This window comes from Coriobacteriia bacterium, from assembly GCA_018368455.1.
In the GTDB taxonomy this organism is placed as follows: Bacteria; Actinomycetota; Coriobacteriia; order Coriobacteriales; family UMGS124; genus JAGZEG01.
The window spans coordinates 1-24,119 of the sequence record JAGZEG010000013.1 but is presented as its reverse complement, the minus strand read 5'-3'; the positions used below and the strand labels follow the sequence as shown (position 1 = coordinate 24,119).

The window sequence follows — 24,119 nt, the reverse complement described above, 5'->3', positions numbered from 1 at the left end:
CATTGTCACGCCGAATGATTGCCGTCCCGTGTCATCCGCGAGACATTACAAAACGCTTGCAACTCGCGCGCGCGAAGAGTATTTTGGCACCGCGTATCTGTTTCAGGGCGAGGTGCAATTCCTCACCGGCGGTAAGGGCGTCCCGAGCGGCGCGCCGCTTTGGCATCTGCCAAGGTCAGCGTACCCGTTCGGTTCACGTGAGCGCCCAAGCCCGCGAGCCCAACGCGTGCTGTTGGGCCGATCCGGTGCAAATCCGGGGCCGACGGTATAGTCCGGATGAAAGAAACGGAGAGTGCGTTTTCCAATCTGGGAACCACTCGAAGGGCCCTCCGTAACCATGCGCGGGCTCTTTTTTGTGCCCGCGCGCCACGAAGGAAGGGGCACGCACATGAGCACGTCACCCGCACCCAAGCCAGCCGGCACGACCAGCGCCAAGACGCAAGCCCGCAAAAACGCGGCGAAGCGCAGCCATCTCGACACGCGCGAGCTCGTGACCATCGCGATATTCGCCGCCATGACCATGGTGCTGAGCTTCATCCAGATCCCGCTGTTCCCGCCCGCGCCGTGGCTGATGTACGACCCCTCGGGCGTCATTCCGCTCATCACGGCGCTGCTGTTCGGCCCGGCCGCCGGCGTCACGGTCGGCGTCATCGGCTGGCTGCCCCGCCTGTTCTTCGACCCGCTGGGTACGCTCATCACCGTCGTCGTCGTGGCGGTCATGAGCCTCATCACCGGCCTCATCTACCGCGCCAAGAAGACGTTCGCCGGCGCGATGGTGGGCATGGTCATCGGCGCCGTGGTCTTCATCGTCCTGGCCATCCTGCTCAACCTGCTCATCACGCCGCTGTACGCGCACGTGTCCATCCCCGAGGTCGCGGCCATGATCGTGCCGATCCTGCTGCCGTTCAACCTCATCAAGGTGGGCCTGAACGTCGTCATCACGGCCCTGCTATACAAGCCGGTGTCGAACCTCATCAAGCGTCGCGACAGCCGCTCTCACATCTAACAGAACAAGAATCACGGCCCAGAGGGGGGCGCGCCGGCAGGGGAAGCCGGGCCGCGCCCCCTGCGTGTCCTGCGTGTGCCCAAGAGGCGCGCGAAGAGTCCGGGGGAGGCATGGCCCATTCGATGGTAGACATCCTGTTCGATGACGTGTGCTACTCCTACGACGGGGAGACGGACGTGCTGCGACACGTCAGCCTCTCCATCGAGAGGGGCGAGTACATCGCGATACTGGGGCACAACGGCAGCGGCAAGTCGACGCTGGCCCGCTGCATCAACGCGCTCATCGTGCCCGACTCCGGCACGGTGCGCATCGCCGGCCTCGACAGCTCCGACCCCGACGAGCAGCTCGAGATCCGCCGACACGCCGGCATGGTGTTCCAGAACCCCGACAACCAGATGGTGACGAGCATCGTGGCCGACGACGTGGCGTTCGGGCCCGAGAACCTCGGCATCCCCCAGCCGGAGATCGTCGAGCGCGTCGAGAGCGCGCTGGCCGCCGTCGCCATGACCGACTTCGCGCAGGCCGACCCCTCCGAGCTGTCCGGCGGCCAGAAGCAGCGCGTCAGCGTCGCCGGCATGCTCGCCATGCACCCCGACATCCTCGTGCTCGACGAGCCGGGCGCCATGCTCGACCCCCGCGGCCGGCGCGGCGTGCGGCGCGTCATGCGCGACCTCAACGACACCGGCATCACGATCGTGCACATCACCCACTTCATGGACGACGCCCTCGAGGCCGACCGCGTCCTGGTCATGGACGCCGGGCAGCTCGTGCTGTCCGGCACGCCCGACGAGGTGTTCGCCCACGCCGAGCAGCTGCGCCAGCTGGGGCTCGAGCAGCCCTTCGCCATGCAGCTGGCCGAGCGTCTGCGCGCGCGGGGCATCGACGTGCCTGACTCGCCGCACATCGAAATCGTTGAGGAGGCGCTATGCCGCTTGCGTTCGAGCATGTGAGCTACCACTACGACTCCGAGGTGGTCGGCCCCGCGCTGGACGACGTCTGCCTCACCGTCGAAGACGGGCAGTTCGTCGCCGTCATAGGGCACACCGGGTCGGGCAAGTCCACGCTGGCCGAGCACTGCAACGGCACGAAGCTCCCCAGCGTGGGGCGCGTCGTCGTGGACGGCTTCTGCACGTCCGACAAGAAGCAGCGCCGCGAGGTGCGCCGCCGGGTGGGCTTCGTCGCGCAGTACCCCGAGTACCAGCTGTTCGCCGAGACCGTGGCGCTCGACGTCGCGTTCGGCCCGCGCAACCTGGGCATGAGCGACGCCGAGGCCGACGCCGCCGTGCACGAGGCACTCGAGCTCGTAGGCCTCGACTACGCCGACGTGGCCGACGTCTCGCCGTTCGACCTGTCCGGCGGCCAGAAGCGCCGCGTCGCGCTCGCCGGCATCATCGCCATGCACCCCAAGGTGCTCGTGCTCGACGAGCCGATGGTCGGCCTCGACCCGCAGGGCAGGCGCGAGGTGTTCGGCATCGTCAAGGAGATGCACGCCCGCGGCGACACGATCCTGATGGTCTCCCACTCCATGGACGACGTCGCCGAGGCGGCGCAGCGCATCGTCGTGCTCGACCGGGGACGCATCGTCGACGAGGGATCACCACGCGTCGTGTTCTCGCACGAGGCGGAGCTGCACAAGCGCGGCCTGGACATCCCACGCGCGGCGCACGTCGCCAACGACTTGGCCGCCCGCGGCTTCTCGTTCGGGACGGCGGGCGCCGACCTGCCGCTGACGCTTGACGACCTCGTGGACGGCATCGCCCGCGAGCTGGGGCACGGCGCGTCGGGGAAGGGGGCCGGCCGTGAAGACTAAGATCACGCTCGGCCAGTACTACAACACCGACTCGTTCCTGCACCGCATGGACCCGCGCGTCAAGCTCGTGCTCATGATCGCGTTCATGGTGAGCGTCTTCGTCGCCGAGCTGCCGTGGGGCCTCGTGCCCGTACTCGTCATGCTCATCGCCATGGTCGCCGCCTCCAACGTGCCCGTCCGCAAGATCCTGAGCGCCTGCAAGCCGCTGTGGTTCTTCGTCATCCTCACGATCGTCGTCAACGTCGTGCTCGTGCGCGAGGGCTCGCCCGTGTTCCACCTCGGGCCGTTCGCCGTGACGGACGAGGCGCTGCTCGCGAGCCTCTTCCTCGGCTTTCGCATCTTCGCGCTCATGCTGTCGGGCGTGATGCTGTCGCTCACGACGTCGCCCGTCGGCATCACGGACGGCATGGAGCGACTGCTCTCGCCGCTGGAGCGTCTCGGGTTCCCCGCGCACGAGATGGCCATGATGTACACGATCGCCATCCGCTTCGTGCCGACGCTGGCCAACGAGGCGAGCCACATCAAGGCGGCCCAGGCGTCGCGCGGGGCTAGCCTCGACGACGGCAAGCTCATCGACCGGGCGCGCTTCCTCGCCGCCATGCTCGTGCCGCTGTTCGCCAGCGCGCTGCGCCACGCCGAGGAGCTCGCCAGCGCCATGGAGGCGCGCTGCTACGTCGGCGGCGAGGGGCGGACGCGCTTCCACGTGCTCGCCGTGCGCGGTCGGGACTACGTGGCCATCGGCGTGTTCGCGCTCTACCTCGCGAGCCTCGTCGTAGTGGGCGTGCTGGCGTAGCCCGCGAGCCCGCAGGGAGCACCCCGCCACCCTCCCAGCGGGCTCGCAGCACAAAAGGCGCCTCAAGTGCATGCTTCTTGAGGCCCTCCTGCGCGGTTTCGCCGTCGAGTGCAGGTTTCTTGGACCCTCATGCCATCCCGCGAGTCGGCGCTCCAAGGAAACGGTCGCAAAACCGCAGGTCTCGCTCCCCTCCCCCACGTTCAGCAGGCTGTCGGGCACTCCGGTGCGCCCAACAAACCTGCACTCGAGGCCAGTTTTGCGCGCCCCCATCCCGAGAATCATGCACTTGCAGGGCTTCTTGCGCACGGAGCCGCGTGGCTACCCCGAAAACGCAGCCCGCGCCGCCGAAAGCAGCTCGGCCAGCCTGCTGCGGGAGCCCTCCAAGAACAGGAGCCCGTACTCCGTCGTCACGTCCACATCAAACGGGACGGGGATGAGCGGGTCGAAGCGGCCCACCAGCTGCTCGGGTGCCAGGTAGACCACGTCCTCGGCGTCGCAGAGGTGCTGGATGTTATCGTGGCCGGCCACCGGCGCCTCGCGCAGCTCGATGCCCGGGCAACGCTCATCCAGATAGGCCCGCAGGTTGGCCGCCCACGCCAGGCTGAACACGTAGACCTGCTGTCCGCGCAGGTCCTCGGGCGCCACGCTCGCACGGTGCGACAGCGGGTTGCGCGCCGACACCACGCAGCACCGACGCGACGCGTGCAGCGGCAGAAACGCGACGCGCCCCGCGCCTGCCACCCCCTCGGAGACGTCGCCGCCCTCGCGACGGGCCTCCTCCCCCGCCGCGTCCGCAGCCCCGCCATCGGGGCGCACGCCCTCGAGCACGTCATACGCGCCGGCGAGCAACCCGTGCAGCGGGGCGCTCTCTACGCTGACGTACTCGACGCGAACGTCGGGGTGCTGCTGCAGAAAGCCCGGCACGAAACGCGAGAACAGCGCCAACGAGTAGGTGGCCGACGACCCCAGGCGAATGGTCCGGCCGTCCGCGCCCGCGATCTCGGAGCAGCGCCGCACGAGCAGGTCGAGTTCGCGCCCGATGTGTCGGCACCCCTCGTAAAACGCGCTGCCCGCCTCCGTGGGCGCCACACCCTGCGCCGTGCGGTCGAGCAGCGCGAAGCCCAACTCGTCCTCGAGCCGGCGAACCTGCTGCGAGACCGACTGCGGCGTCACGAAGTGCCACTCGGCCGCCTTCGAAAAGCTCCCCAGGTCAACCACGTCGACGAACAGCCCTCGCTGCCGGTCGTTCATGCGCCGCACGCCCCTTTCGCCCGCGGCCGCGCCCATCTGCCAGCAGGCCCCAGCCCCGTCTCGCAGGCAGTCGCGACCCTTTCAGCTTTCCCTGGCTTCAATATATTCCTTGTATCCCCTTCATAATCTCGGCACTTCTCGGACACAGGAAATCCTTGTTAAATAGAGCCAACCGGCATGCAGGGGGCATGCCACAACACGTACGAAAGGGGCATTTTTCGTATGGACACCACCGTTTCCCGCCGCAACCTCATCAAGGGTGCCGCCCTCGGCGCCGCCGCCATGGGCCTGACCGCCGGCGCGTCTGCGCTGGCCTCCGAGAAGGCCTCCTCGGCCTCCGCCGACGCCCCGGCGTGGGACGCCGAGTACGACGTCGTCGTGCTGGGCCTGGGCGGCGCGGGCGCCAACGCGGCCGTCGCGGCCTACGAGGAGGGCGCGACCGTCCTCGTGTGCGAGAAGGCCCCGGAGGGCCAGGAGCCCTGCAACACGAAGGCCTCGGGCCAGTTCGTCATCGCCACGGACGACGCCGACCAGCTCTACACCTACTTCTCCCAGCTCATGGGCAAGTTCAACAACTGGGACGAGGACGCGCTGCGCGGCATGTGCGAGGGCGCGGCGGGCAACTGGGAGTGGATGACCGGCCCGCTGGGCGCCGATCCCGAGCTCGTGTGCCCGCCCGAGGACAAGAACCCCGTCGACAACTTCCCGATGGAGGCCGCCCAGGGCGCGAGCTGGCGCCTCACCGAGAACGCCTGGGGCCTGGGCCGCAGCGGCTACGTCTATCACTGGGACGAGTTCCCGGAGATCCCCGAGTCGCAGCACTGCCTGTGCCTCACCGCGTCGGGCACGCGCTTTGACGCCAGCTACTACAACCTGTGCATCAACGCGGTGAACGCCCGCGTCGACGGCGAGAAGCTCACCGTGTGGAAGAGCTGCGCCGGCAAGCGCCTCGTGACGGACGAGACCGGCGCCGTGACCGGCGTCATCGTCGAGAAGGACGGTGAGGAGCTCGCCATCAAGGCCAACGGCGGCGTGTGCCTGTGCACGGGCGGCTTCGAGGCCAACGCCGACATGATCTCCGACTTCACGCAGCTCCCCTACACCTACCTGCAGGCCGGCACGACGAACACCGGCGACGGCATCAAGATGGCCCAGCAGGTCGGCGCCCAGCTCTGGCACATGAGCAACGTCTCCGGCTACATGTGGACGCACCTCAAGGACGGCCTCACCACGGCCAACGGCCTCGGTGGCGCCAACGCCGCGTTCGGCATCTACGCCGGCCTCGACGGCTCGCGCTTCCAGAACGAGCAGGCCGCCACGCGCCACGGCCGCATCAGCATCGGCGGCCGCTGGATCTCCACGCCCATGCCGCTGCCCGCCTACCTCATCATCGACTCCGTGCACATCGCCGAGAAGCCGATGGGCTCGGGCTTCAGCGCCGACAACTCCGAGGAGATCGCCAGCGGCGAGATCATCTCCGGCGAGACGATCGAGGAGCTGTCCGCCAAGATCCGCGAGCAGGGCGACGCCCCCGACTTCAACGCCAACGGCGAGCTCGACAAGGCGCTCGAGAAGTACAACGCCCACTGCCACGCCAACGACGGCGCCGGCGAGGAGGACGACTACGGCCGCATGTGCACCGTGCCCGTCGAGACCGGCCCGTTCTACGCGATGAAGATCGGCCCCACGCTGTTCAACACGCAGGGCGGCCCGCGCCGCAACCAGTTCGCCCAGGTCATCAACACCGAGGGCATGCCGATCCCCGGCCTGTTCGAGGGCGGCGAGATGGGCTCCGTGTTCGCCGACATGTACAACGGCGGCGGCAACCTGTCCGAGACGATGGTCTTCGGCCGCTTCGCCGGCATGAACGCCGCCAAGCGCGCCAAGGGCGAGTTCGAGGGCGCCACGGAGAAGGCCCTGACGCACCAGGAGAAGCTCGCTGCCGAGGCCGCCGCTGCCGCTGGCGCCGCCAACGAGCTGGCCAGCGACTACGCCGACGGCACCTACGAGGGCTCCGGCCAGGGCTACGGCGGCAAGATGACCGTGTCCGTGACCGTCGAGGGCGGCAAGATCGCCAAGGTCGAGGTCGTCGACAACGCCGAGACGCCCACGATCGGCGGGCAGGCGCTGCCCGTGTACGCCGAGGCTGCCCCGACCGTGAGCAACCTGGACGACATCGACATCGCCTCCGGCGCGTCCAACACGCTCAAGGGCTTCAAGGCGGCCGTCATGGACGCCCTGAGCCAGGCGAAGTAATCCCCGGGACCGGCGCCCCTCGCGAGGCGCCGGTCCCCTTGCGCCGCATACGGCCCGCGTCGCCCTCCCCAGCCGGAGCGGCGGCGCGGGCCGTCTTCGTTTGCGCGTCGAGGGCCCCGCTCCTGGCGCGCGAGGCAGCACCGCACACCAGCACGCGAGAGGCGCGCCCGCCCGGGATCTCTCCCAGGCGGGCGCGCCTCGCATCCCTCCAGCAGGCCCCCGGCCCTTACTTCGCGGCGAGCTCGCGACCGACGAGGTACGGGAACGTCGTGCAGCAGGCGCCCAGGTTCTGCCCCTGGAATGCGAAGTTGTACGCGCCGGCGTAGAAGTCGCCGATCATCGTGCCGACCTCGTACAGGCCTTCGATCGGCTCGTCGGCCGCGTCGAGCACCTGGCAGTGCTCGTCGCAGCGCAGGCCGCCCATGACGCACAGGAACGTCGAGCCCGGCGTGACGCAGCCGTAGAACGGGCCCGTCTCGATGGGGTGCAGCAGCTCAGGGTTGACGTGAAACTCCTCGTCCAGGCCGTTCTTGGCGTACTCGTTGTACTTGGCGATAGACTCGAGGGCGTTCTCCTTGTCGAGCCCCTCCATCATGTCGATGAGCTCCTCGAGCGTGTCAGCCTTGAAGTAGCTGCCCGACTCGGCCGAGCTGTCCCAGCCCGCGATGAGCTGCTCGGGCGTCTTGGGCAGGAACGCGTCACCGTTGACGTTGTCGATCGTGCTGCCCAGCGTGTCCCAGATCTCCTGCGTATAGGCGTACTGCGTGTCCCAGATCGCGTAGGCGGTGCCGCCCTTGAGGTTCATGCGCGTGTAGGCGCCGAACGCGAAGTTCGTGTTCTCGTTATGGAAGCGCCTGCCGTCCTGGGCCAGGTTGATGCCCCAGAACGAGTCGACGACGCAGTGCGACGGGCCGCTGACGGCGCCGTTGATGGCGCAGGGGTTCGGGAAGACCTTCTGCCAGGCAGCGCCGACCCACAGGCCCATCTTCTGGCCCGCGCCGGGCATGAGACCGGTGTAGACCATCTCGCAGTCGTAGTCGACCTCGGGCGTGAGCACGTCCTTGAAGTGCTCCCAGGCATACGGCGCGAAGTGGGCCATCATGTCGAGGTCCTTGGAGAAGTCGCCCGTGGCCAGGACGACAGCCTTCGTGGCCTCGTACTTGATGTACTTGCCGTCGGCGTCCTGAGCGATGACGGCGCTCACGCGGCCCGTGTTGTCGTCATCGCGGATCAGGTACTGGGCGACGGTGCTGTAGTCGATCTCGCCGCCGAAGTCCTCCGTGAATGTGTCGGCCCACGCCTTGGCGACGAGCGGGGCGCCCTGGAACACGCCCATGGGGGCCTCGTCCGTCCAGAAGTTGTGCTCGCCCGCAGGGGTGTCGAGCACGCCGTCGACGTCGACGTAGGGCACGGCCAGCGAGCACTTGATGCCCTTGGCCTCCATCTTGTCGATCATCCAGTCCATGGACTCGCCCGACTTGTTCTCCCACACGGCCCACTTGCGCATGTCCATCATGCGGCAGCCGGCGACCTGGTCGATGGCCGTCTGGACGCGGCGCTTCTCGGGATCGTCCTCGATGCCGTGCTCGGCCTGGTACTTCGAGCCGATGGCCTGGAACGAGCCGCCGCGCGACAGCGGCTTGGTGCCGGCGGAGAACACGATGACGTCCGCGCCCTGCTCGGCGGCGGCGACAGCGCAGCACAGGCCGGCGGCACCGGAGCCCACGACGACGATCTCGTGCGTCTTGACCTCGGCGATCTGGTCCTCGGCGACGGGCTCGGGCGCCACCATGAACGACCAGGTGCCGTTGGCGAGCGTGTCGCGGGTCAGGATGGTGCCGGCAGCCGGCGCAGCCTCGGAGGCGATGGCGGGCACGGCGGAGGCGGCGGCAGCGCTTGCGGCGACGGCGCCCGCACCGGCCAGGAAGCTACGGCGGCTCACGGTAGTCTGCATGGATGATCCCCTTTTCTCTTGGATGCGACATGTCCGGCGCGCGGCGCTGAGCCCGCTCGGACGGCCGCGGCGGCGTCCCTTGTGCGCCGCGCTCTCGCGGCAAAGTCTACCGGGGATGCCGCGCGCACGGCGCCACCCAAAGTTCCGCCCGACCGTAACCAAGGGTTGCGCATCGCAGGCACGCATGGGTGCAGCTGATATACTGGGAGACATGCAAGCAGGGAGGGGGATCGCCGCCATGGACATCCGCGAGCTGCGCCACATCCTGGCCATAGCCGACGGCGGCACGCTCACCCGCGCCGCCGAGATGCTGCACGTCTCGCGGCAGGCCGTCGCCAAAACGCTACGGAGTGCCGAGGTGGAAGTGGGCGCTCCCCTGTTCGAGCGGCGAAACGCGGCGCTCATCCCCACGGAGCGCGGTGACGCCCTCATCAAGGGGGCGCGGCCGATCACGGCGACCTTCGACGAGCTGTGCCGTGTGAACCTGCGCCACCCCAGCGGAGCGCCGGCGAAACCGGATGGCGTTCGCGCGGCGCTGTCGATCGCGCTGGTCACCGGTGGCCGCGAGGCCCTTCCCCACGGTCTGCTCGAGCGCTACTCGGCACTCCACCCGCACGTCGCGCTCGATGTCGAAGAGATGAGCACCGACGCCGTCTTTGACGAGGTTCGGCGAGGCGGTGCCAATATCGGCATCGTCGGCACGCATCCCGAGCTCGCGGGCGAGTTCGATCGCCTCTGCGTGCGCCGCGTGGGCGTCTGGCTCTATGTGCCGGAGGGGCATCCGATGGCGGGGCGGGAGAAAGTTGCCCTCACCGACCTCGACGGGCTGGCCATGGTGACGGCCGGGCGGCACAACCACGTGCACCGCTTCGTCATGCTGCGCTGCGCAGAGGCGGGCGTGCGCCCCGACATCCGCGCGACAACGACGGACACGACGCTGCTCGGGCACCTCGTCAGCGAGCACAATGCTGCCTGCTTCGGCTTTCCGCCCGACGTGCAGGCCCCGCCGGCGGGATCGGCCACCGTCCGCCTCGCGATAGAGGGCGGTGACGAGTTCGGCACGTACCTCATCCGCAGGCCCGCTGGCAAGGGCCCAGTCCCAAGCGCGGCCGCCCGCCAGTTCTGGTCCATCGGGCAGGCCCTCGCCAAGCAAATCGGGGCGGAAGGGGCAGCATCTCACTAGGCGGCGCTCAGCCGCGTGGCCCTCACCCCTGGGATGGGCACTTCTTTCGGTTGTGCGAGGTTTTGCAAAACCAGCGACCGAAAATGGGCGCGATTTACGGCTGTGCCAGGTTTGCGCGGCTTCTGCAGCCACGAAGAGCGGCACTTCCCAGGAAAACCGCAGGTAACCAAGCAGCGAGCCCCGCATCACCCGCCGCAAACCTAGCACACCCGAAATTTGCGCCCAATTTGGCGACGTCGTTTTGCAAAACCTCGCACAACCGCAGATCGCGCCCACCGGGCACGCCCCCGAGGTGTCCCACGCCGTCGCCTCCGCAGGTGCGACGCCACGGCGAGCGTGCCCGCCGCTCCGCCTCCGCTCCCCTACCGCTCCCCGCCCCCGTCGTAGTACGCGCGCGCCGCCTGGCGCGAGGCCTTGGCGCGCAGGTTCGCCTGCCGGTTCCGCAGGTTGCGCACCGTGTCCTCCATGCCGGCGGGGATGTACGTCAGGCTGTCGAGGTCCTCGGGCAGATAGGCCGCCAGGCTGAGCTCCGCAGTCTGCGTCCAGGCCTCGGGGCGCGGGCCGAGCGCCGCCACCAGCGCGTGCACCTTTGCGCCCTCAGCTGTCAGGCGTTCCTCATACTCGCTCGAGATGCGACACGCGGCCGCAAGCTGCGAATCGAGGCCCGAGGTCCCCTCCCCGTAGAGGTCGGTTGTCTCCCACAGGACGTCGTAGCCCGCAAGCCCAAACTGGATGCGCGAGAACTCGTAGAGCGGCGCGCTGTCCGTCTTGAAGCTCACGCGCGCCCCGGGGCACAGCAGCTCGCGGTATACCATAAGGCGCTCGACGTGCGTCAGGCGCTTCGAGGCGTACTTTGCGGGCGGAAACGGGCTGCTGTAGTTGAGCGAGATGCCACCGAGCTCGCCCGGCGCGAATATCCGCGCGAGGTCATCGGCGTTGGCGCGCGTAAACACGACGTTGCCCACGCCCGCCTCCAGAGCCTTCTTCGCCGCCATGGAAACGCAGATGGCATCGCAGTCCATGCCGACGAACAGCACATCCGGCTCGGCCTGCGCCGCGCGCAGCGTGTAGGAGCCCTTGCCGCATCCCAGGTCAAGGCGCACCTCGCGCGCCTCCGGGCACCACGTCTGGGCCCAGGTGCTAGCCCTCTCGAGCGGAGTCGCCTCGATGACGGGGGCATACCACTCGAATCGCTTCTCGAGGTTCTTGGGACGACGGGCGCGCATGGGATCTCCTTGCCAGGGCACGGCGGCTAACGGGACGACAACTTTCCGCCCGGCATTCTAGCCAATCGCACCCCCGCGCGCACGCCTAATCCGCCCGCCCGTCATCGGCATCGGCCTCGCCGCGGGCGCGCGAGATGGCCGCGCAGGCCTCGGCGTAGCGCCGGGTCGAGATCGGCACGGTCTGCCCGCTCGTCATCAGGATGTCGTCCCGGCGGATGGTGTCGACGTATAGCGCATTCACGTAGTAGCTGCGGTGCACGCACACCAGGCCCCGCCCCGTCTGCCCCGACAGCACCTGCGCCACGCGAGTGATGCCCTCGCGCACACGAAACGCCTTGGACAGGCAGTACACGACGGTGCTCTGCCGGCTCGCCTCCAGATACACGACGTCGCTCAGCCGCACCATCTGCACGTTTCCATTGACGTCGCGCAGCTCGCTCGAGTTCTGGTAGCTCTTCTGGTTGGCCATGACCATGGCATAGCGATACGTCTCGCGGGCATAGCCGACGGGAAACGCCTCGTTGGGCTGCGACGCCGTCAGGGGGTCCGAGGCGTGGAGGTGCCAGAGGCGCAGCTCGCCGCCCTCGACCTCGCGCCACACGAACGTCACCCTCTGCCGCGAGGCAAAGGCCATCGACATCATAGGGTCGCTGTACATGAGGTACTGGCCGGCAACGACCACCGTGTCCTTGCTCTGCAGCACCGACCGATACTCTTCCTGCGTCATGACGCAGCGCGGCATCGCCTTGCATATCTCCACGTGGGTCTCCCGGAACATGTCGGCGTCGAAGCAGTACTGTCCTTCCTGGGCGCCGATCCACGTGAAGTCCGGCGTCAGCACGCTGCAGATCCAGTCGGTCTCGCCGTTGTAGAACCGGTGCGCAAACTCCTGTGCCAGCGCGACGGCTTTGGCAGATCGTTCGGTACGCGTTGAGGCCACAGCGGCTCCTCCTCTTCGGCACTCCAGGGCAGGCGGCAGGCGCGGCCCTACCGGCGTCCGTCGGGCGCCCCGGCCCCATTGTGGCACGGTAGAAAGCCGGCCATGTGTCGCATTCCCTCGAGATGTCCTACGAGCAATCAAACGTGCCTTTTTACGGAACGAATGGCGCGGTCAACAGATGCATCTTGCCATCAGCCCCGCGGGCGACAGTGCGCCGAACAAGCGTGACCATTTCACGCGCCAGCGTCGGGAAAGCCGGCCATTCCTTTCGCGCGATGGCCCGGGATGCTACGCTCACCGCATATCGCAGTCCTTGCTGGGCCGCATCGCGGGGCGAGGGGACGCCTCGCAGGAGCGCGGCCGCACGTTCGAAGGGAGACGCCATGGGCAAGCCCGACCTCGCGGAGCTGATGGGGAAGACGAAGCAGTGCCTCTCGGTCGATGACCTCAAGGCTCTCATGGAGTCGTACGGCATCTGGCTGAACGACGCCGCGGCGCAGGCGGCGTTCAAGACCATAGAGAGTGCGCGGGCCGCCTCCCTGAACGACGCCGAGCTCGTCGGGGTGACCGGCGGCGTCGAGAGCCCCCGCCTCGGGACGAGCGCCGAGGAGCTCGCCCGCACCGAGGCCGACCAGGCCCTCCTTGCCATGCTCGAGCGCTTCATCTTCTAGGGCCGCGGCGCAAGCCGGCCGGGCGTCGGCAACCCCCCGGCCGACCCCGCCCTCTACGCGAACTGGCTCAGGTAGAGGTCCGCGTACGCACCGCCCGCAGCCAGCAGCTCCTCGTGCGTACCCTGCTCGACGATCGTGCCGTGGCTCATGAGCAGGATGAGATCCGCGTCCACGATCGTCGAAAGCCGGTGCGCGATGACGAAGCTCGTCCTGCCGTGCATCAGCCGCTCCATCGACTCCACGATGGCCCGCTCCGTGCGCGTGTCCACGTTCGACGTCGCCTCGTCCAGGATGAGGATCGACGGGTCGCACAGGAACACGCGCGCAATCGTGATGAGCTGGCGCTGCCCCTGGCTCAGGTTCTCGCCGTCGCTCGTCAGCCTCGTTTCGTAGCCATGCGACATCGTGCGTACGAAGAAGTCGACGTGCGCCATCTTTGCCGCCGCGACGATCTCCTCCCGCGTGGCATCGGGCCGTCCGTACGCGATGTTCTCGGCAACGGTTCCGTCAAAGATCCACGCGTCTTGCAGCACCATTCCGAAGTTGCGGCGCAGGTCGGCGCGGGCCATCTGCCGCGTGTCCACCCCGTCGAGCGTGATATGCCCACCGTCGATCTCGTAAAAGCGCATGAGCAGGTTTACGAGCGTCGTCTTACCCGCGCCCGTCTCGCCCACGATGGCGATCTTGCGCCCCGGCTCGGCAACGAACGACACGTCGTGCATGAGCGGCTCCTCCGGGTCGTACCCGAAGCGCACGTGCTCGAAGGCCACGCGCCCCGCAGGCCGCGCCGCCAGGGCCTCGCCCGCCCCCGGCAGGCGCGCCGGCTCCGCAGGCTCTGGCTCGATCTCGCCCTCGTCGAGGATGTCGAACACGCGCTCGGCCGAGGCCAGCGCCGATTGCAGCGTGTTGATCGTGAACGACATCTGCGACAGGGGCTCCGACGCCTGGTAGACGTACTGGAAAAATGCCTGGAACATGCCGACGCTCAGCGACCCCTGGATGAGCATCCGTCCCGCCAGCACGGCGATGATGACCTGGGACAGGCGGATGACGCTGCGGATAAGCGGGTTGATGGCGTTCGTGATGAAGTCCGCCTTGCGCGTCGCCTCAGCCAGCTGCTGCGTGGCCTCGTGGATGCGCGCCGAGCTGCGCCGCTCGCAGTTGAACGCCTTGATGATGGTGCGCCCGCTGTACGCCTCCTCGACCTGGCCGGTCAGGATGCCCGTGCAGCGCTGGCGCTCCGCCGCAAGGTACAGCGTCTTCTTCGCCACGAACTTCGTGACAAACGTCGACAGCACGGCGAACACGAGGAACACGCCCGTCAGCAGCACGTCGTAGCGCAGCATCATCACGAGCGAGCCCGTCACCATGCCCACGGCCGTCAGCAGGCGCAGCAAGCCCGTCTGCAGCACCTCGGACATCTTGTCGAGGTCGTTCGTCGTGCGGCTGATGATCTCGCCGGGCTTGTGCGCGTCGAAGTACGCGAGCGGCAACCGCGCGAGCTTGTCGCCCACGGCGTTGCGCAGACGTAGGTTGAGGCGCTCGGCAAAGCTCGCCATCGTAAAGCACTGCAGCGAGTAGAACACCCACGCCGCCGTCCAGATGAGCAGGTAGACGAGGATCTGCCGGCCGCCGTCCTCCCACGTCACGGAGAACGGCTGCTCGCCGGCGAACGCGGCCTGGATCTTGCCCCACAGCAGGTCGATAAGGTAGGCGCTGTATGCCGGCGCGGCGATGCTCAGCGCAACGTAGCACACGATGGACGCCATGACGACATAGAAGCGCCAGTGCTGGTCGGAGGCCGTGCGCCACAGGCGGCGCACCGTGGCCCACACGTCGCGCGGCACCTCGAGCTCCTCCTCGTCGATCCCGTCCTCAGCATCAACCAGCCCTGCGTCCTGAGCCGCCACCTCGGCGGCGTCGGCCCGCACGCGGCCGCGCTCCTCCTCGCGCTCGCTACTCATGCGCCTCACCTCCCTTCATCTGCGACTCGGCTATGGCGCGATACGTCGGGCAGCCCTCCATGAGCTCGCCGTGCGTGCCCAGCCCCACGATCCGCCCGTCCTTGAGCACAACGATCTGGTCGGCATGCAGCACCGTGTTGATGCGCTGGGCGATGATGAGTACCGCAGCGTCGCTGACCTCGCGCTTGAGGGCGGCCCGCAGCGCGGCGTCCGTCTTGAAGTCCAGCGCCGAGAAGCTGTCGTCGAACACGTAGAGATCGGCCCGCTTCACGAGGGCGCGCGCAATGGACAGGCGCTGGCGCTGGCCGCCCGAGAAGTTCGTGCCGCCCTGGGCCACGCGCGTCTGCAGGCCGTGGGGCAGCTCGAAGACGAACGACCCCTGGGCGACCTCCAGCGCATGGCTCATCTGCTCGTCGGTCGCGCTGGCGTCGCCGTAGCGCAGGTTGTCGGCGATGGTCCCCGAGAACAGCCACGCCTTCTGTGGCACGTAAGCAACGTGATCGCGCAGCTCGGCCTGCGCCATGCCGCGCACGTCGACGCCGCCCAGCGTCACCCGGCCGCTCGTCACGTCATGCAGGCGCAGCAGCATCTTCGCGATCGTCGACTTGCCCGAGCCCGTGCTGCCGATGATGGCCGTCGTCTGGCCGCGCCGGCACGCGAACGTGATGTCGTGCAGCGTGTCCTCGTCGGCGTCGGGGAACCTGAACGTCGCCCCCTCGAACGCCGCCACGACCTCGCCCGCCCGAGCAGTCCCGTCCGCGTCCTTCGAGGCGTGCCCCACATCCCCGACGGCACCCTCCGTCGCGCTCGCCACGGCCCCGTCGCGGATCTCCGGCACGAGGCCGATGACCTCCTGGGCACGCTCCAGGCAGATCTTTGCTCGAGGCAGCATGAGCGCCACCATCTCGGCCATCATGACGTAGAACAGGATGAGGATCGCGTACTCCGTCAGCGCCGTGATGCTGCCGATCTCCATGGCGTGGGCGCCCACGCGATCGGCGCCCAGCCAGATCACGAGCACGCACGCCAGGTTCATCAGGAAGAACGAGAAGCTGTCGAGTCCCGAGAACAGGTAGTTCACGCGGATGGCCGATGTCGCATAGTCCGAGAACGCCTTGTTCAGGCGCTTCTTCTCGTACGGTTCCTTGCCAAACGCGCGGATGACGCGTACGCCGGTCACGTTCTCGCGCAGCACGACATTCATGCGGTCGATGAAGCGCTGCAGCTTCTCAAAGATGACGGCCGCCTTCTTCACGATGACGACGGCGAGCGTCAGCACCACGACGACGATGCCGAACAGCAGCCAGCCCACCTGCACGTCGATAGAAAACGCCAGCACGATTCCCATGACGCACATGATGGGCACGGGCAGCACCATCTGCACGGTCATCATGAACGCGCTCTGGATGACGTTCACGTCGTTGAGCGTGCGCGTGATCATAGAGCCGGTGCCGAAGCGTTCGAAGTCCCCGCCGGAGAACGCCAGCGACGCGTCGTAGACGGCGTTGCGGATATCGCGCGCTATCTTGGAGGCCAGCGAGGCGCACAGATAGTTGCCCAGAAGCGCCCCGGCGCCCGACAGAAGCGTGACGCCGAGCATGACGGCGCCGCGCTGCAGCACGTAGTCGAGATTGCCCGACGTGACGCCGACGTTGATGATGTCCGCCAGGATCGTGGGGATGAGCAGGGCGCCGGCGACGTCGGCGAGCAGCGCGACGATCGTGGCGACGGCCAGCGGCCAGTACGGCCTGAGGAAGTGCAGCAGCGTCTTCATAGGGACTGGGGACCTTCCGGCGAGCCTCACGCAGACGCTGGCCTCCCGGCAGGCTCGTCGGCCAGCCAGTACCCGCGATCTCGGCTCACATCGCTTAAAAGTCATTATTTCGGACTATCTAGTCTCCTATTGTAGAGCAAGTCGCCTTCGACTTCCACAAAGGCCCGGCGGCAGGCGCCATTCGCCACGCAGCCAACGTCACTCAGCTGGTCACCCACAGACCTGACAAAACATCAAAAGCAGCCCAAAGCAAAAGCCCGTCGCAACAGCAGCCCATCAAAAAAGGGCGTCTCAGGCCCATGTGCCTGAGACGCCCTCGTCATGGCTCCGTCGTAGCCAGTCGCCCGCGCTATGCCCCGAGCGCGTCGAGCGCCTGCGCCAGGTCGGCGATGATGTCGTCGGCGCTCTCGAGGCCGCACGACAGGCGCACGAGACCCGGGTTGATACCGCAGGCCACGAGCTGCTCGTCGGTGAGCTGGCGGTGCGTCGAGCTCGCGGGATGCAGCACGCACGTGCAGATGTCGGCTACGTGGACCTCGAGGCGCACAAGCTTCAGGTGGTCGATGAACGCCGCCGCCTTCTCGCGCCCGCCCGCGATCTCGATCGACATGACGCCCGAGCACCCGCGCGGCAGGTACTTCTGCGCCAGCGCGTGGTAGGGGTCGCTCTCGAGGCCCGGGTAGCTCACGTGCTCGATCTCGGGGCGGCTCGCCAGGAACTGCGCCACCTTCAGGCCGTTCTCGCAGACGCGGTCCATGCGCACGGGCAGCGTCTCCAGGCCCATGTTCAGCAGGAACGCCGTCAGCGCCGCCGGGTAGCAGCCCAGGTCGCGCATGAGCTGGACGCGAGCCTTCGTGATGTAGGCGGACTCGCCGAACTGGTCGACGTACACGATGCCGTGGTAGCTGGGGTCGGGCGTCGTGAGCCCCGGGAAGCGCTCGGCGTTGGCGCGCCAGTCGAACTTCCCGCTGTCCACGATGGCGCCGCCGACGGTCTGCGCGTGCCCGTCGAGGTACTTCGTCGTCGAGTGCACGACGATGTCGGCGCCCCACTCGAACGGGCGCACGAGGTAGGGCGTGCCGAACGTGTTGTCCACGACCAGCGGCACCCCATGGGCGTGCGCCACGCGGGCGAACTTCTCGATGTCGAGCACGTTCATGGCCGGGTTGGCCATCGTCTCGCCGAACAGCGCCTTCGTGTTGGGGCGGAACGCCGCGGCGATCTCCTCCTCGCTCGCGTCAGGCGACACGTAGCTCACCTCGACGCCGAACTTCTTGAACGTGATGGAGAACAGGTTGACCGTGCCGCCGTAGATCGTCGCCGAGCTCACGACGTGGTCGCCGGCCTCGAGGATGCTGAGCAGCGCGATGAACGTGGCGCTCTGACCGCTCGTCGTGCACAGCGCGCCGACGCCGCCCTCGAGCGCGGCGATCTTCTGCTCGACGAACGCGACGGTGGGGTTGGAGATGCGCGAGTACATGTGGCCGTCGACCGTGAGGTCGAACAGGCCGGCCACGCTATCCGTCGAGTCGTAGCGATACGTCGTGCTCTGGTAGATGGGCAGGCTGCAGGGCTCACCGTTGCCGGGCGTGTAGCCGGCGTGCAGGCAGGCGGTCTCGAAGTCCATGGGGCGTCCTTTCGCAAGGCGGTTGAAAATGTGTCGTGGGCGGCGCACTCGCGCGTCGTTTCAAGAAGTCTACTCCGCCTCGACGGGCGTCAGCACGCTCACCCACACCTCGACGCGCGCGATGCGGTTACCCTCCATCTCGCGGACGAGGAACCGCAGCGTGCGCACCTCACCGGGCGCCTCCTTGACGTAGACCGTCTCCTCGCCCTCCTCCGGGATGTGGTCGAACAGGTCGAGCAGCAGGCCAGCCAGCGTGTCGCAGCTGTGCAAGCCCTCCTCTTCCTCCGGATCGATACCCAGCACGTCCACCAGGTCGTCCATCGGGTACGAGCCGTCCATGAGGAAGTGGCCTGGCTCGACCTCTTCGGGCGCGTCGTCGCTGACGTTGTCGTGCAGGTACTCGTCCTCGAACTCGCCGACGATCTCGTTGAACACGTCGCCCAGCGTCACGATGCCCGCCGTGCCGCCGTGCTCGTCCACCGCGATGGCGATCTTCGTCCGGTTCGTCCGCAGGCTGTCGAGCAGCGACGTCACGTACATGCTCTCGGGCACGGCCACGATGCGGCGGATGCGCAGATCGGACATCGTGGCGTCCGGGCCCAGGTCGTAGAGGTCCTTTATGTGCACGAAGCCGACGATGTCGTCCTTGTCGCGCCGGTAGATGGGGTAGCGCGTGAACTTGTGCTCGTCGACGATGGCGAGGTTCTCCTTGAGCGTGTCCTCGAGACACAGGCACACCATGTCGGTGCGCGGCGTCATGATGGACGCGACCTCCTTCTCCGTGATGTCGAAGATGTTGTCGACGAACTCGTTCTGCTCCGAGTCGATGAGGCCGCTCTCGGTGCTTTCGTCGATGAGCAGGCGAATCTCGTCCTCGGTGTACACCTGGTGCTCGTCGGCCGGATCGTGGCCCAGCAGGCGCATGACGCCGTTCGTGATCGTGTTGAACAGCCACATGATGGGATACGTGATGCGGTAGAACCACACGAGCGGCGTCGCCGTGAACAGGGCGTAGCGCTCCGTCGAGAATATGGCGAGAGACTTGGGGATGAGCTCACCCACGACGATGTGCAGCGCCGTCACGATGACGAAGCCGATGGCCACCGACACGGCCTCGACGGCGGCCTCGGGCAGGTGGACGAGTTCGAACAGCGGGTGAAACAGGGCGGAGACGGCCGGCTCGCCCAGCCAGCCCAGAGCCAGCGACGCCAGCGTGATGCCGAGCTGGCAGGCCGACAGGTACGCGTTCACGTTGCCGGCGATGAGGCTCGCGTTCTTGGCACCGGGGCGACCCTCAGCGGCAAGCATGTCCACCTGGCTCTTGCGCACGCGGACGAGCGAGAACTCCGCCACGACGAAAAACGCGTTCATGAGCAGGAAGAAGACGACGAGAAGCAGGCTAAGCGCTACGGGCATGGGGGCCGATGACCTCCTGGGTCGCGACGAGTCCGAGACAGACGTGCAGGTATGCGTCCTCCCGAGCAGGAGGGCAGCAAGATGGTACCTGAAGCAGGCAGGCAAAATGTATCGAACTTGTCGGCCCCGCGACCGGCGGCCGGATTCTCGGCATGGGCGCGGGCAACGCTACGCCACGCGGCCGCCCAGTCGCTCGTACACGCTGAGCACGGTGTGGCGGCGACGCGTCTTGGGCGGGAACACCGCATCGAACGCCGGCATACCCACCTTGTAGATGAACGCGACCTGCAGGCGCTTGAGGAGCCCCGTCGGCGTCGACTTCGAGGCATGCAGACGCCGATCGAACTCGTCGAGATAGGGGCTCCGCTTGGCGTAGCGCCAAAAGCACTCGGCCATGTCACAGGAGGGATAGAGCCACGGCCTGCCGTCCGGCCCCGCGTAGTGCACGATGTAGGGGTCGCGCCGGGCCGCGTCGTAGTCGTCCTGGATCTCCTGGGGCGCCTGCGCCACGATGCGCGCACGGCGGAGGAACTGCCAGTCCGTCATGAAGTTCCATCGGGTGTCGACCCTCACATAGCGCCCGCGCGCCACGTGGTTGAGCACGTCCTGATCGGGCCAGCGCAGGCGGTTGTTCTGTGCGAAGTCGAGCATGTCCTCGAGCGGACAGTCCCGCCGCATGGCCTCCAAGTTCATGAGCACGACGCCCGACTGGAAGTATGTGTACGGGTCGCTCAGGCCCACGACGTCGTCGATGTGGGGGCGCACGCACGTGTCGTACCCGCTGTAGATGCCTGCCGTGTCTGCGTCGCGCGTAGCCGCCAGCAGGTTGTCGCCGAGCTCGACGTCGTACAGGTCGGCGAGGTCGCGCAGCACGATGAGATCGCAGTCGAGATAGATGGCCTTGCGCACGCTCGGCAGCAGCGTGGGCGCCACGAGGCGAAAGCTCGCCTCCGCGCGGAAGCGCCCTCGCCGGGGCAGCCTGACAGACTGCAGGGCCGCCGTGACGTCGAGAAAGCCGATGTCCACGTTCTCGGAGGCAACCTGACTCGTCAGCGTCTCCATGGAAGCCTGAGAAAGCCCTCCGGTCAGCACGACGACGTCGTAGCGGCGATCGGGACTCACGTGATCGACAATGGACTCGAGGGCGGCGGAGAGGTAGGGCACAAAGAACTCATTGGATGCGAGCAGCACGACGACGTCGGAGAACGAAAGGTTCAGTTCAGCGGCCGTCTTCGCGAGGAAGGCGGTCGGCGCAGCTCCCTGCGCAGGTAGGTCCGGTGTGTCGGCGGCTGTCCGTTTCATGAGTCAGCATTGTACTCGATGGGCAGAGAATCATTCCTTTCAAACTCGTCACGCGAGCGAAATTGATCCCTCCGTGCTAATTCTTGCCCCTCGCTCACACAAAGCTCTACGAGTGCCCTACGCCGCGCGCTCAACCCCCAGCTAGTCCGTCTCCCCAAGATAGCTCAGGAACGCCTCGCGCATGCCCTTGCCGCGCTTCTGCGACATGGGTATGAGCTCCCCGTTCGTCAGCAGGATGTCGTTGCGCTTCATCTCGCTGATATGCGCCATGTTCACCAGGAAGCTCTTGTGCGGCTGGATAAACGACGCCGGCAGCTTGTCAGCCAGCTCAGACAGCGGCATGTATGTCTCGAGAACACGAAGGTGCGTGTGGATGCGCAGCTTGCGACGATCGCTCTCCGCGTACAGGATCGAGCGGGGCTCCAGCGCGACAATGCTGCCGCCCGTCCGAACGGCGATGGCACGGCCCGCGAGCGCCCGCAGGTTAGCCAGGGCCTTGTCGAGCGCGTCAAACAGATCCTCTCGCTCGACAGGCTTCGTCAGAAAATAGACATGCTCCGTTCGGTAGACGCGCACACAGTATTCCATGAAGGCGGTCACGTAGATGATCTGCGTCCCGCAGCCTGAGGGGAAGCGCCTCTGGATATAGTCGACGCTCGGCTCCGTATCGGAGTTCAGCATGATGTCCGTGAGAAGGATGTCGGGCTCTCCGCCGTCGGCAAGGCGGCCCTCAAGCTCCTCAATAGACGACAGGCACTCCGTAGCGAACTCGCAGCCGCGCGCATGCGACCGAACCATCTGCTCGAGCAGCTCGGCCTGGTCAGCGTCGTCCTCAAGGATGAACAGCCGATACATAGCTTTGATACCCCCCCCCACGTCGTTTCTGCCCGGGAAAGATCCCCCTCTCGGGGTACCCGAGGCGCCGGCGTTCCCAGCGCTCACCGCCACTTTAGCTATCCTTCAGTAAGGAGTCAGCTCCTAGAATACGAAAGACGCCTTTCGTGTCATGAAGTAAGTCATCCACGCTCCAACGACAACGACGGCCCACAAACGAGGGGTTGTCCCCCGCCTGTGGGCCGTCGAAACAAAGCGCGCATTCTTACTCGGGCGCGATCCTAGCCATCAGAGCGCGAAAAAGCGTTCCTCATGTGCTGAGAAGACGTGAGCAGCACCTTGTCGAGCAGGTCGTCCGTCCGCTTCTTCAGCTCGTCTGCCATACGATCGTTGGCCGCGGCCAAAGCATCGCGCACGTCCTGCGACGCCTCGCTATCAGCACCCGCCGTCGCCCCCGCAAGCGCTCCGACCTGCGCGTCAGTCTCGCGCAGAAGGCGATGGCCGAAGCCGCCCGTCTTGAGCTGGTAGCGCTCGATGTCGGGCGCACACTCGTTGAAGTGCGGGTCAGCAAGGCCCGCGATGAGCCGGTTCGCCCAATAGAAGCAGTCCGTCGACACCCGCGCCGTCGTGTTGCTGAGGTACTCCGGCGTGCGCTCGACGTTCGCATAGAACGGGGCGAGCGTGTTGAACGGGTTGGAGCCATAGGCAACCCACTGGATCACGCGCAGCGACTCCGGGGCGTAGGGGCGCACCTGCAGCACGGCGAGCTGCCCATTGCGGTTGATGCCGATGGGACGATAACAGCCGCGTGTACGCTCGTCTCCCTTGCGCCCATACGGGTCGAACGGCGTGCCCTGATAGTGCAGAGAGAGCGCGTACTTCACGTCCTCGATCGTAAGCTTGCGCTCAGGAATGCGGCACCAGGGAATGTCGTCGTCCTCCGGGCGGCACGTGGCATTCGGCCCGTCCCACTCCTCATCGTGCGGGCTGAGGAAACGCTGCATCGCCCACGCACGAGGCGTGTTGTAGACGTGATCGCTGTCAGAGTGGGAGCCAAAAGCCTCTCGCGGATTAAAGAGGCCATCAAACGCGCGGTCGAGCACAACCCCGGGCTCATCATCGAGCACGTCTTCGAGCGTACCATCGCACGCGTCGTCAGCGTCATCGGCGTCGAACGTCAGATCCAGGTGATTGGACGCCATGAACTCGCGCAGGTCGGCGCTGCACATGAAATCACGCTGCTCACCCAGGGCGTCCTCAAGGTCAAAGACGTCGAGGCCAAGCTGATTCGGAACCGTGGCATAGCAATCATCGGGAACGCGTCGGGCGATCCAGTGGTGGCCGCCAACCGTCTCAAGCCACCAGATCTCGTCGACATCCGAGAACGCAATGCCGTTCATCTCATAGGTGCCGTACTGTTCGAGCAGGCTGCCCAGCCTCTGAACTCCCTCGCGAGCACTGCGAATATAAGGGAGAACGATGGTAAGCATGTCCTCCTCGCCGATGCCTCCAGGCACCTCGGGCTCGTAGCCCTCTTCACCCGTCACGCCCCTGGCAGCACGATATTCCACGAAGGGATCAGCGCCGAGAACGCGCTCGTTCGTCGTAAGCGTCTCAGTCGCGCTCATCGTGACGTTTGCAGAGTTCACGCCCGCTTCGCCCCAGATACCCTCCCCTGGAAGAGCATTCGGCATGGAAGTATAGCGAAGGGGATTGTCAGGCAAATCGATAGTGAGGTGAGAAATCACGCTCGTATAAAGACGAGGCTGATCCTCAGGCTGAACAACCGTGAAGTTCTTCGGCGTAAAGGTGCCCCCGCCAGAGTCTTCGTTGCGAGCAACGATCGTCGAACCGTCATAGCTTGCTTTCTTGCCAACGAGCAACGTAGTGCAGGGCATACGCAACCTCCTTTACCGCCCGAGAGGGCAGCAGCAGGGCGGGCACAATTCGATACGCAGTGTACCCGAAACAGGCAAGAGCATCAGCGCAGCCCAAAACACCCAGGATGTCCCCAGCCCCCCCAAACGCGAGAGGGGCCCCTCGCGGGGCCCCTCCTGTGCGTCTCTGCTCTGCCGGCGCGCCAAGCGCCTCGCGCGAGCCGGCGGCGCCCTA

General features: G+C 66.9%; 18 protein-coding genes and 1 riboswitch. Of the genes, 7 read left to right on the top strand and 11 right to left on the bottom strand.

Features of this window, described 5'->3' with window-relative positions; all coding sequences use genetic code 11:
- Positions 1-94: 94 nt before the first annotated feature.
- Positions 95-292, top strand: a riboswitch (FMN riboswitch).
- 96 nt (positions 293-388) lie between these two features.
- The 4 genes from KHZ24_09115 to KHZ24_09100 all read left to right on the top strand — a co-directional run bounded on the left by KHZ24_09115 (position 389) and on the right by KHZ24_09100 (position 3,609).
- A complete protein-coding gene (locus tag KHZ24_09115; GenBank protein ID MBS5451349.1) occupies positions 389-1,006 on the top strand; it encodes an ECF transporter S component in 618 nt (205 codons plus the stop codon).
- A 122-nt stretch (positions 1,007-1,128) separates the two neighbouring features.
- The gene (locus KHZ24_09110) at positions 1,129-1,956 is read left to right on the top strand and encodes an energy-coupling factor transporter ATPase (GenBank protein ID MBS5451348.1); all 828 of its coding nucleotides are present in this window, start codon (positions 1,129-1,131) and stop codon (positions 1,954-1,956) included.
- Positions 1,932-2,816 (top strand): energy-coupling factor transporter ATPase, encoded by an 885-nt coding sequence (locus KHZ24_09105; protein MBS5451347.1) that lies wholly within the window; start codon positions 1,932-1,934, stop codon positions 2,814-2,816. The genes KHZ24_09110 and KHZ24_09105 overlap by 25 nt, the downstream gene beginning before the upstream one ends.
- On the top strand, positions 2,806-3,609 hold the full coding sequence (locus KHZ24_09100) for an energy-coupling factor transporter transmembrane protein EcfT (protein MBS5451346.1): 804 nt from the start codon (positions 2,806-2,808) through the stop codon (positions 3,607-3,609). The genes KHZ24_09105 and KHZ24_09100 overlap by 11 nt, the downstream gene beginning before the upstream one ends.
- Before the next feature lie 318 nt (positions 3,610-3,927).
- Here the strand turns inward: KHZ24_09100 and KHZ24_09095 are convergent, their stop codons facing one another.
- Complete coding sequence (locus KHZ24_09095; protein ID MBS5451345.1) at positions 3,928-4,860, bottom strand: LysR family transcriptional regulator; 933 nt, start codon at positions 4,858-4,860, stop codon at positions 3,928-3,930.
- Between the two features lie 222 nt (positions 4,861-5,082).
- On the opposite strand from KHZ24_09095, the gene KHZ24_09090 reads away from it, so the two are divergent.
- Positions 5,083-7,116 carry an FAD-binding protein gene (locus KHZ24_09090; GenBank protein ID MBS5451344.1) on the top strand — a complete coding sequence of 678 codons (2,034 nt, stop codon included), beginning with the start codon at positions 5,083-5,085 and terminating at the stop codon, positions 7,114-7,116.
- A gap of 226 nt (positions 7,117-7,342) precedes the next feature.
- On the opposite strand, the gene KHZ24_09085 is transcribed toward KHZ24_09090, so the two are convergent.
- On the bottom strand, positions 7,343-9,070 hold the full coding sequence (locus KHZ24_09085; GenBank protein ID MBS5451343.1) for an FAD-binding protein: 1,728 nt from the start codon (positions 9,068-9,070) through the stop codon (positions 7,343-7,345).
- A 238-nt stretch (positions 9,071-9,308) separates the two neighbouring features.
- Here KHZ24_09085 and KHZ24_09080 point away from each other — a divergent pair, with 238 nt between their 5' ends.
- Positions 9,309-10,253, top strand: coding sequence for a LysR family transcriptional regulator (locus KHZ24_09080; GenBank protein MBS5451342.1), 945 nt, complete (start codon positions 9,309-9,311; stop codon positions 10,251-10,253).
- Between the two features lie 362 nt (positions 10,254-10,615).
- Here the strand turns inward: KHZ24_09080 and trmB are convergent, their stop codons facing one another.
- Together trmB and KHZ24_09070 are read right to left on the bottom strand one after the other, a co-directional pair.
- Positions 10,616-11,479, bottom strand: coding sequence for a tRNA (guanosine(46)-N7)-methyltransferase TrmB (gene trmB / locus KHZ24_09075; GenBank protein ID MBS5451341.1), 864 nt, complete (start codon positions 11,477-11,479; stop codon positions 10,616-10,618).
- An 85-nt stretch (positions 11,480-11,564) separates the two neighbouring features.
- Positions 11,565-12,419 carry a LytTR family transcriptional regulator gene (locus KHZ24_09070; protein ID MBS5451340.1) on the bottom strand — a complete coding sequence of 285 codons (855 nt, stop codon included), beginning with the start codon at positions 12,417-12,419 and terminating at the stop codon, positions 11,565-11,567.
- Positions 12,420-12,802: 383 nt separating this feature from the next.
- Here KHZ24_09070 and KHZ24_09065 point away from each other — a divergent pair, with 383 nt between their 5' ends.
- Positions 12,803-13,090, top strand: coding sequence for a hypothetical protein (locus KHZ24_09065; GenBank protein ID MBS5451339.1), 288 nt, complete (start codon positions 12,803-12,805; stop codon positions 13,088-13,090).
- A 53-nt stretch (positions 13,091-13,143) separates the two neighbouring features.
- Here KHZ24_09065 and KHZ24_09060 read toward each other — a convergent pair whose 3' ends face one another.
- The 7 genes from KHZ24_09060 to KHZ24_09030 all read right to left on the bottom strand — a co-directional run bounded on the left by KHZ24_09060 (position 13,144) and on the right by KHZ24_09030 (position 23,905).
- A complete protein-coding gene (locus tag KHZ24_09060) occupies positions 13,144-15,054 on the bottom strand; it encodes an ABC transporter ATP-binding protein (protein MBS5451338.1) in 1,911 nt (636 codons plus the stop codon).
- On the bottom strand, positions 15,047-16,828 hold the full coding sequence (locus tag KHZ24_09055) for an ABC transporter ATP-binding protein (GenBank protein ID MBS5451337.1): 1,782 nt from the start codon (positions 16,826-16,828) through the stop codon (positions 15,047-15,049). The genes KHZ24_09060 and KHZ24_09055 overlap by 8 nt, the downstream gene beginning before the upstream one ends.
- 349 nt (positions 16,829-17,177) lie before the next feature.
- Positions 17,178-18,455 carry an O-acetylhomoserine aminocarboxypropyltransferase/cysteine synthase gene (locus KHZ24_09050; protein MBS5451336.1) on the bottom strand — a complete coding sequence of 426 codons (1,278 nt, stop codon included), beginning with the start codon at positions 18,453-18,455 and terminating at the stop codon, positions 17,178-17,180.
- Positions 18,456-18,524: 69 nt separating this feature from the next.
- Positions 18,525-19,871, bottom strand: coding sequence for an HlyC/CorC family transporter (locus KHZ24_09045; GenBank protein ID MBS5451335.1), 1,347 nt, complete (start codon positions 19,869-19,871; stop codon positions 18,525-18,527).
- Positions 19,872-20,039: 168 nt separating this feature from the next.
- Positions 20,040-21,173 (bottom strand): glycosyltransferase family 8 protein, encoded by a 1,134-nt coding sequence (locus tag KHZ24_09040; GenBank protein ID MBS5451334.1) that lies wholly within the window; start codon positions 21,171-21,173, stop codon positions 20,040-20,042.
- Positions 21,174-21,314: 141 nt separating this feature from the next.
- Positions 21,315-22,028: a response regulator transcription factor gene (locus KHZ24_09035; protein MBS5451333.1), complete on the bottom strand. Its 714-nt coding sequence runs from the start codon at positions 22,026-22,028 to the stop codon at positions 21,315-21,317.
- Between the two features lie 260 nt (positions 22,029-22,288).
- Positions 22,289-23,905, bottom strand: coding sequence for a C69 family dipeptidase (locus KHZ24_09030; protein MBS5451332.1), 1,617 nt, complete (start codon positions 23,903-23,905; stop codon positions 22,289-22,291).
- Positions 23,906-24,119 lie beyond the last annotated feature (214 nt).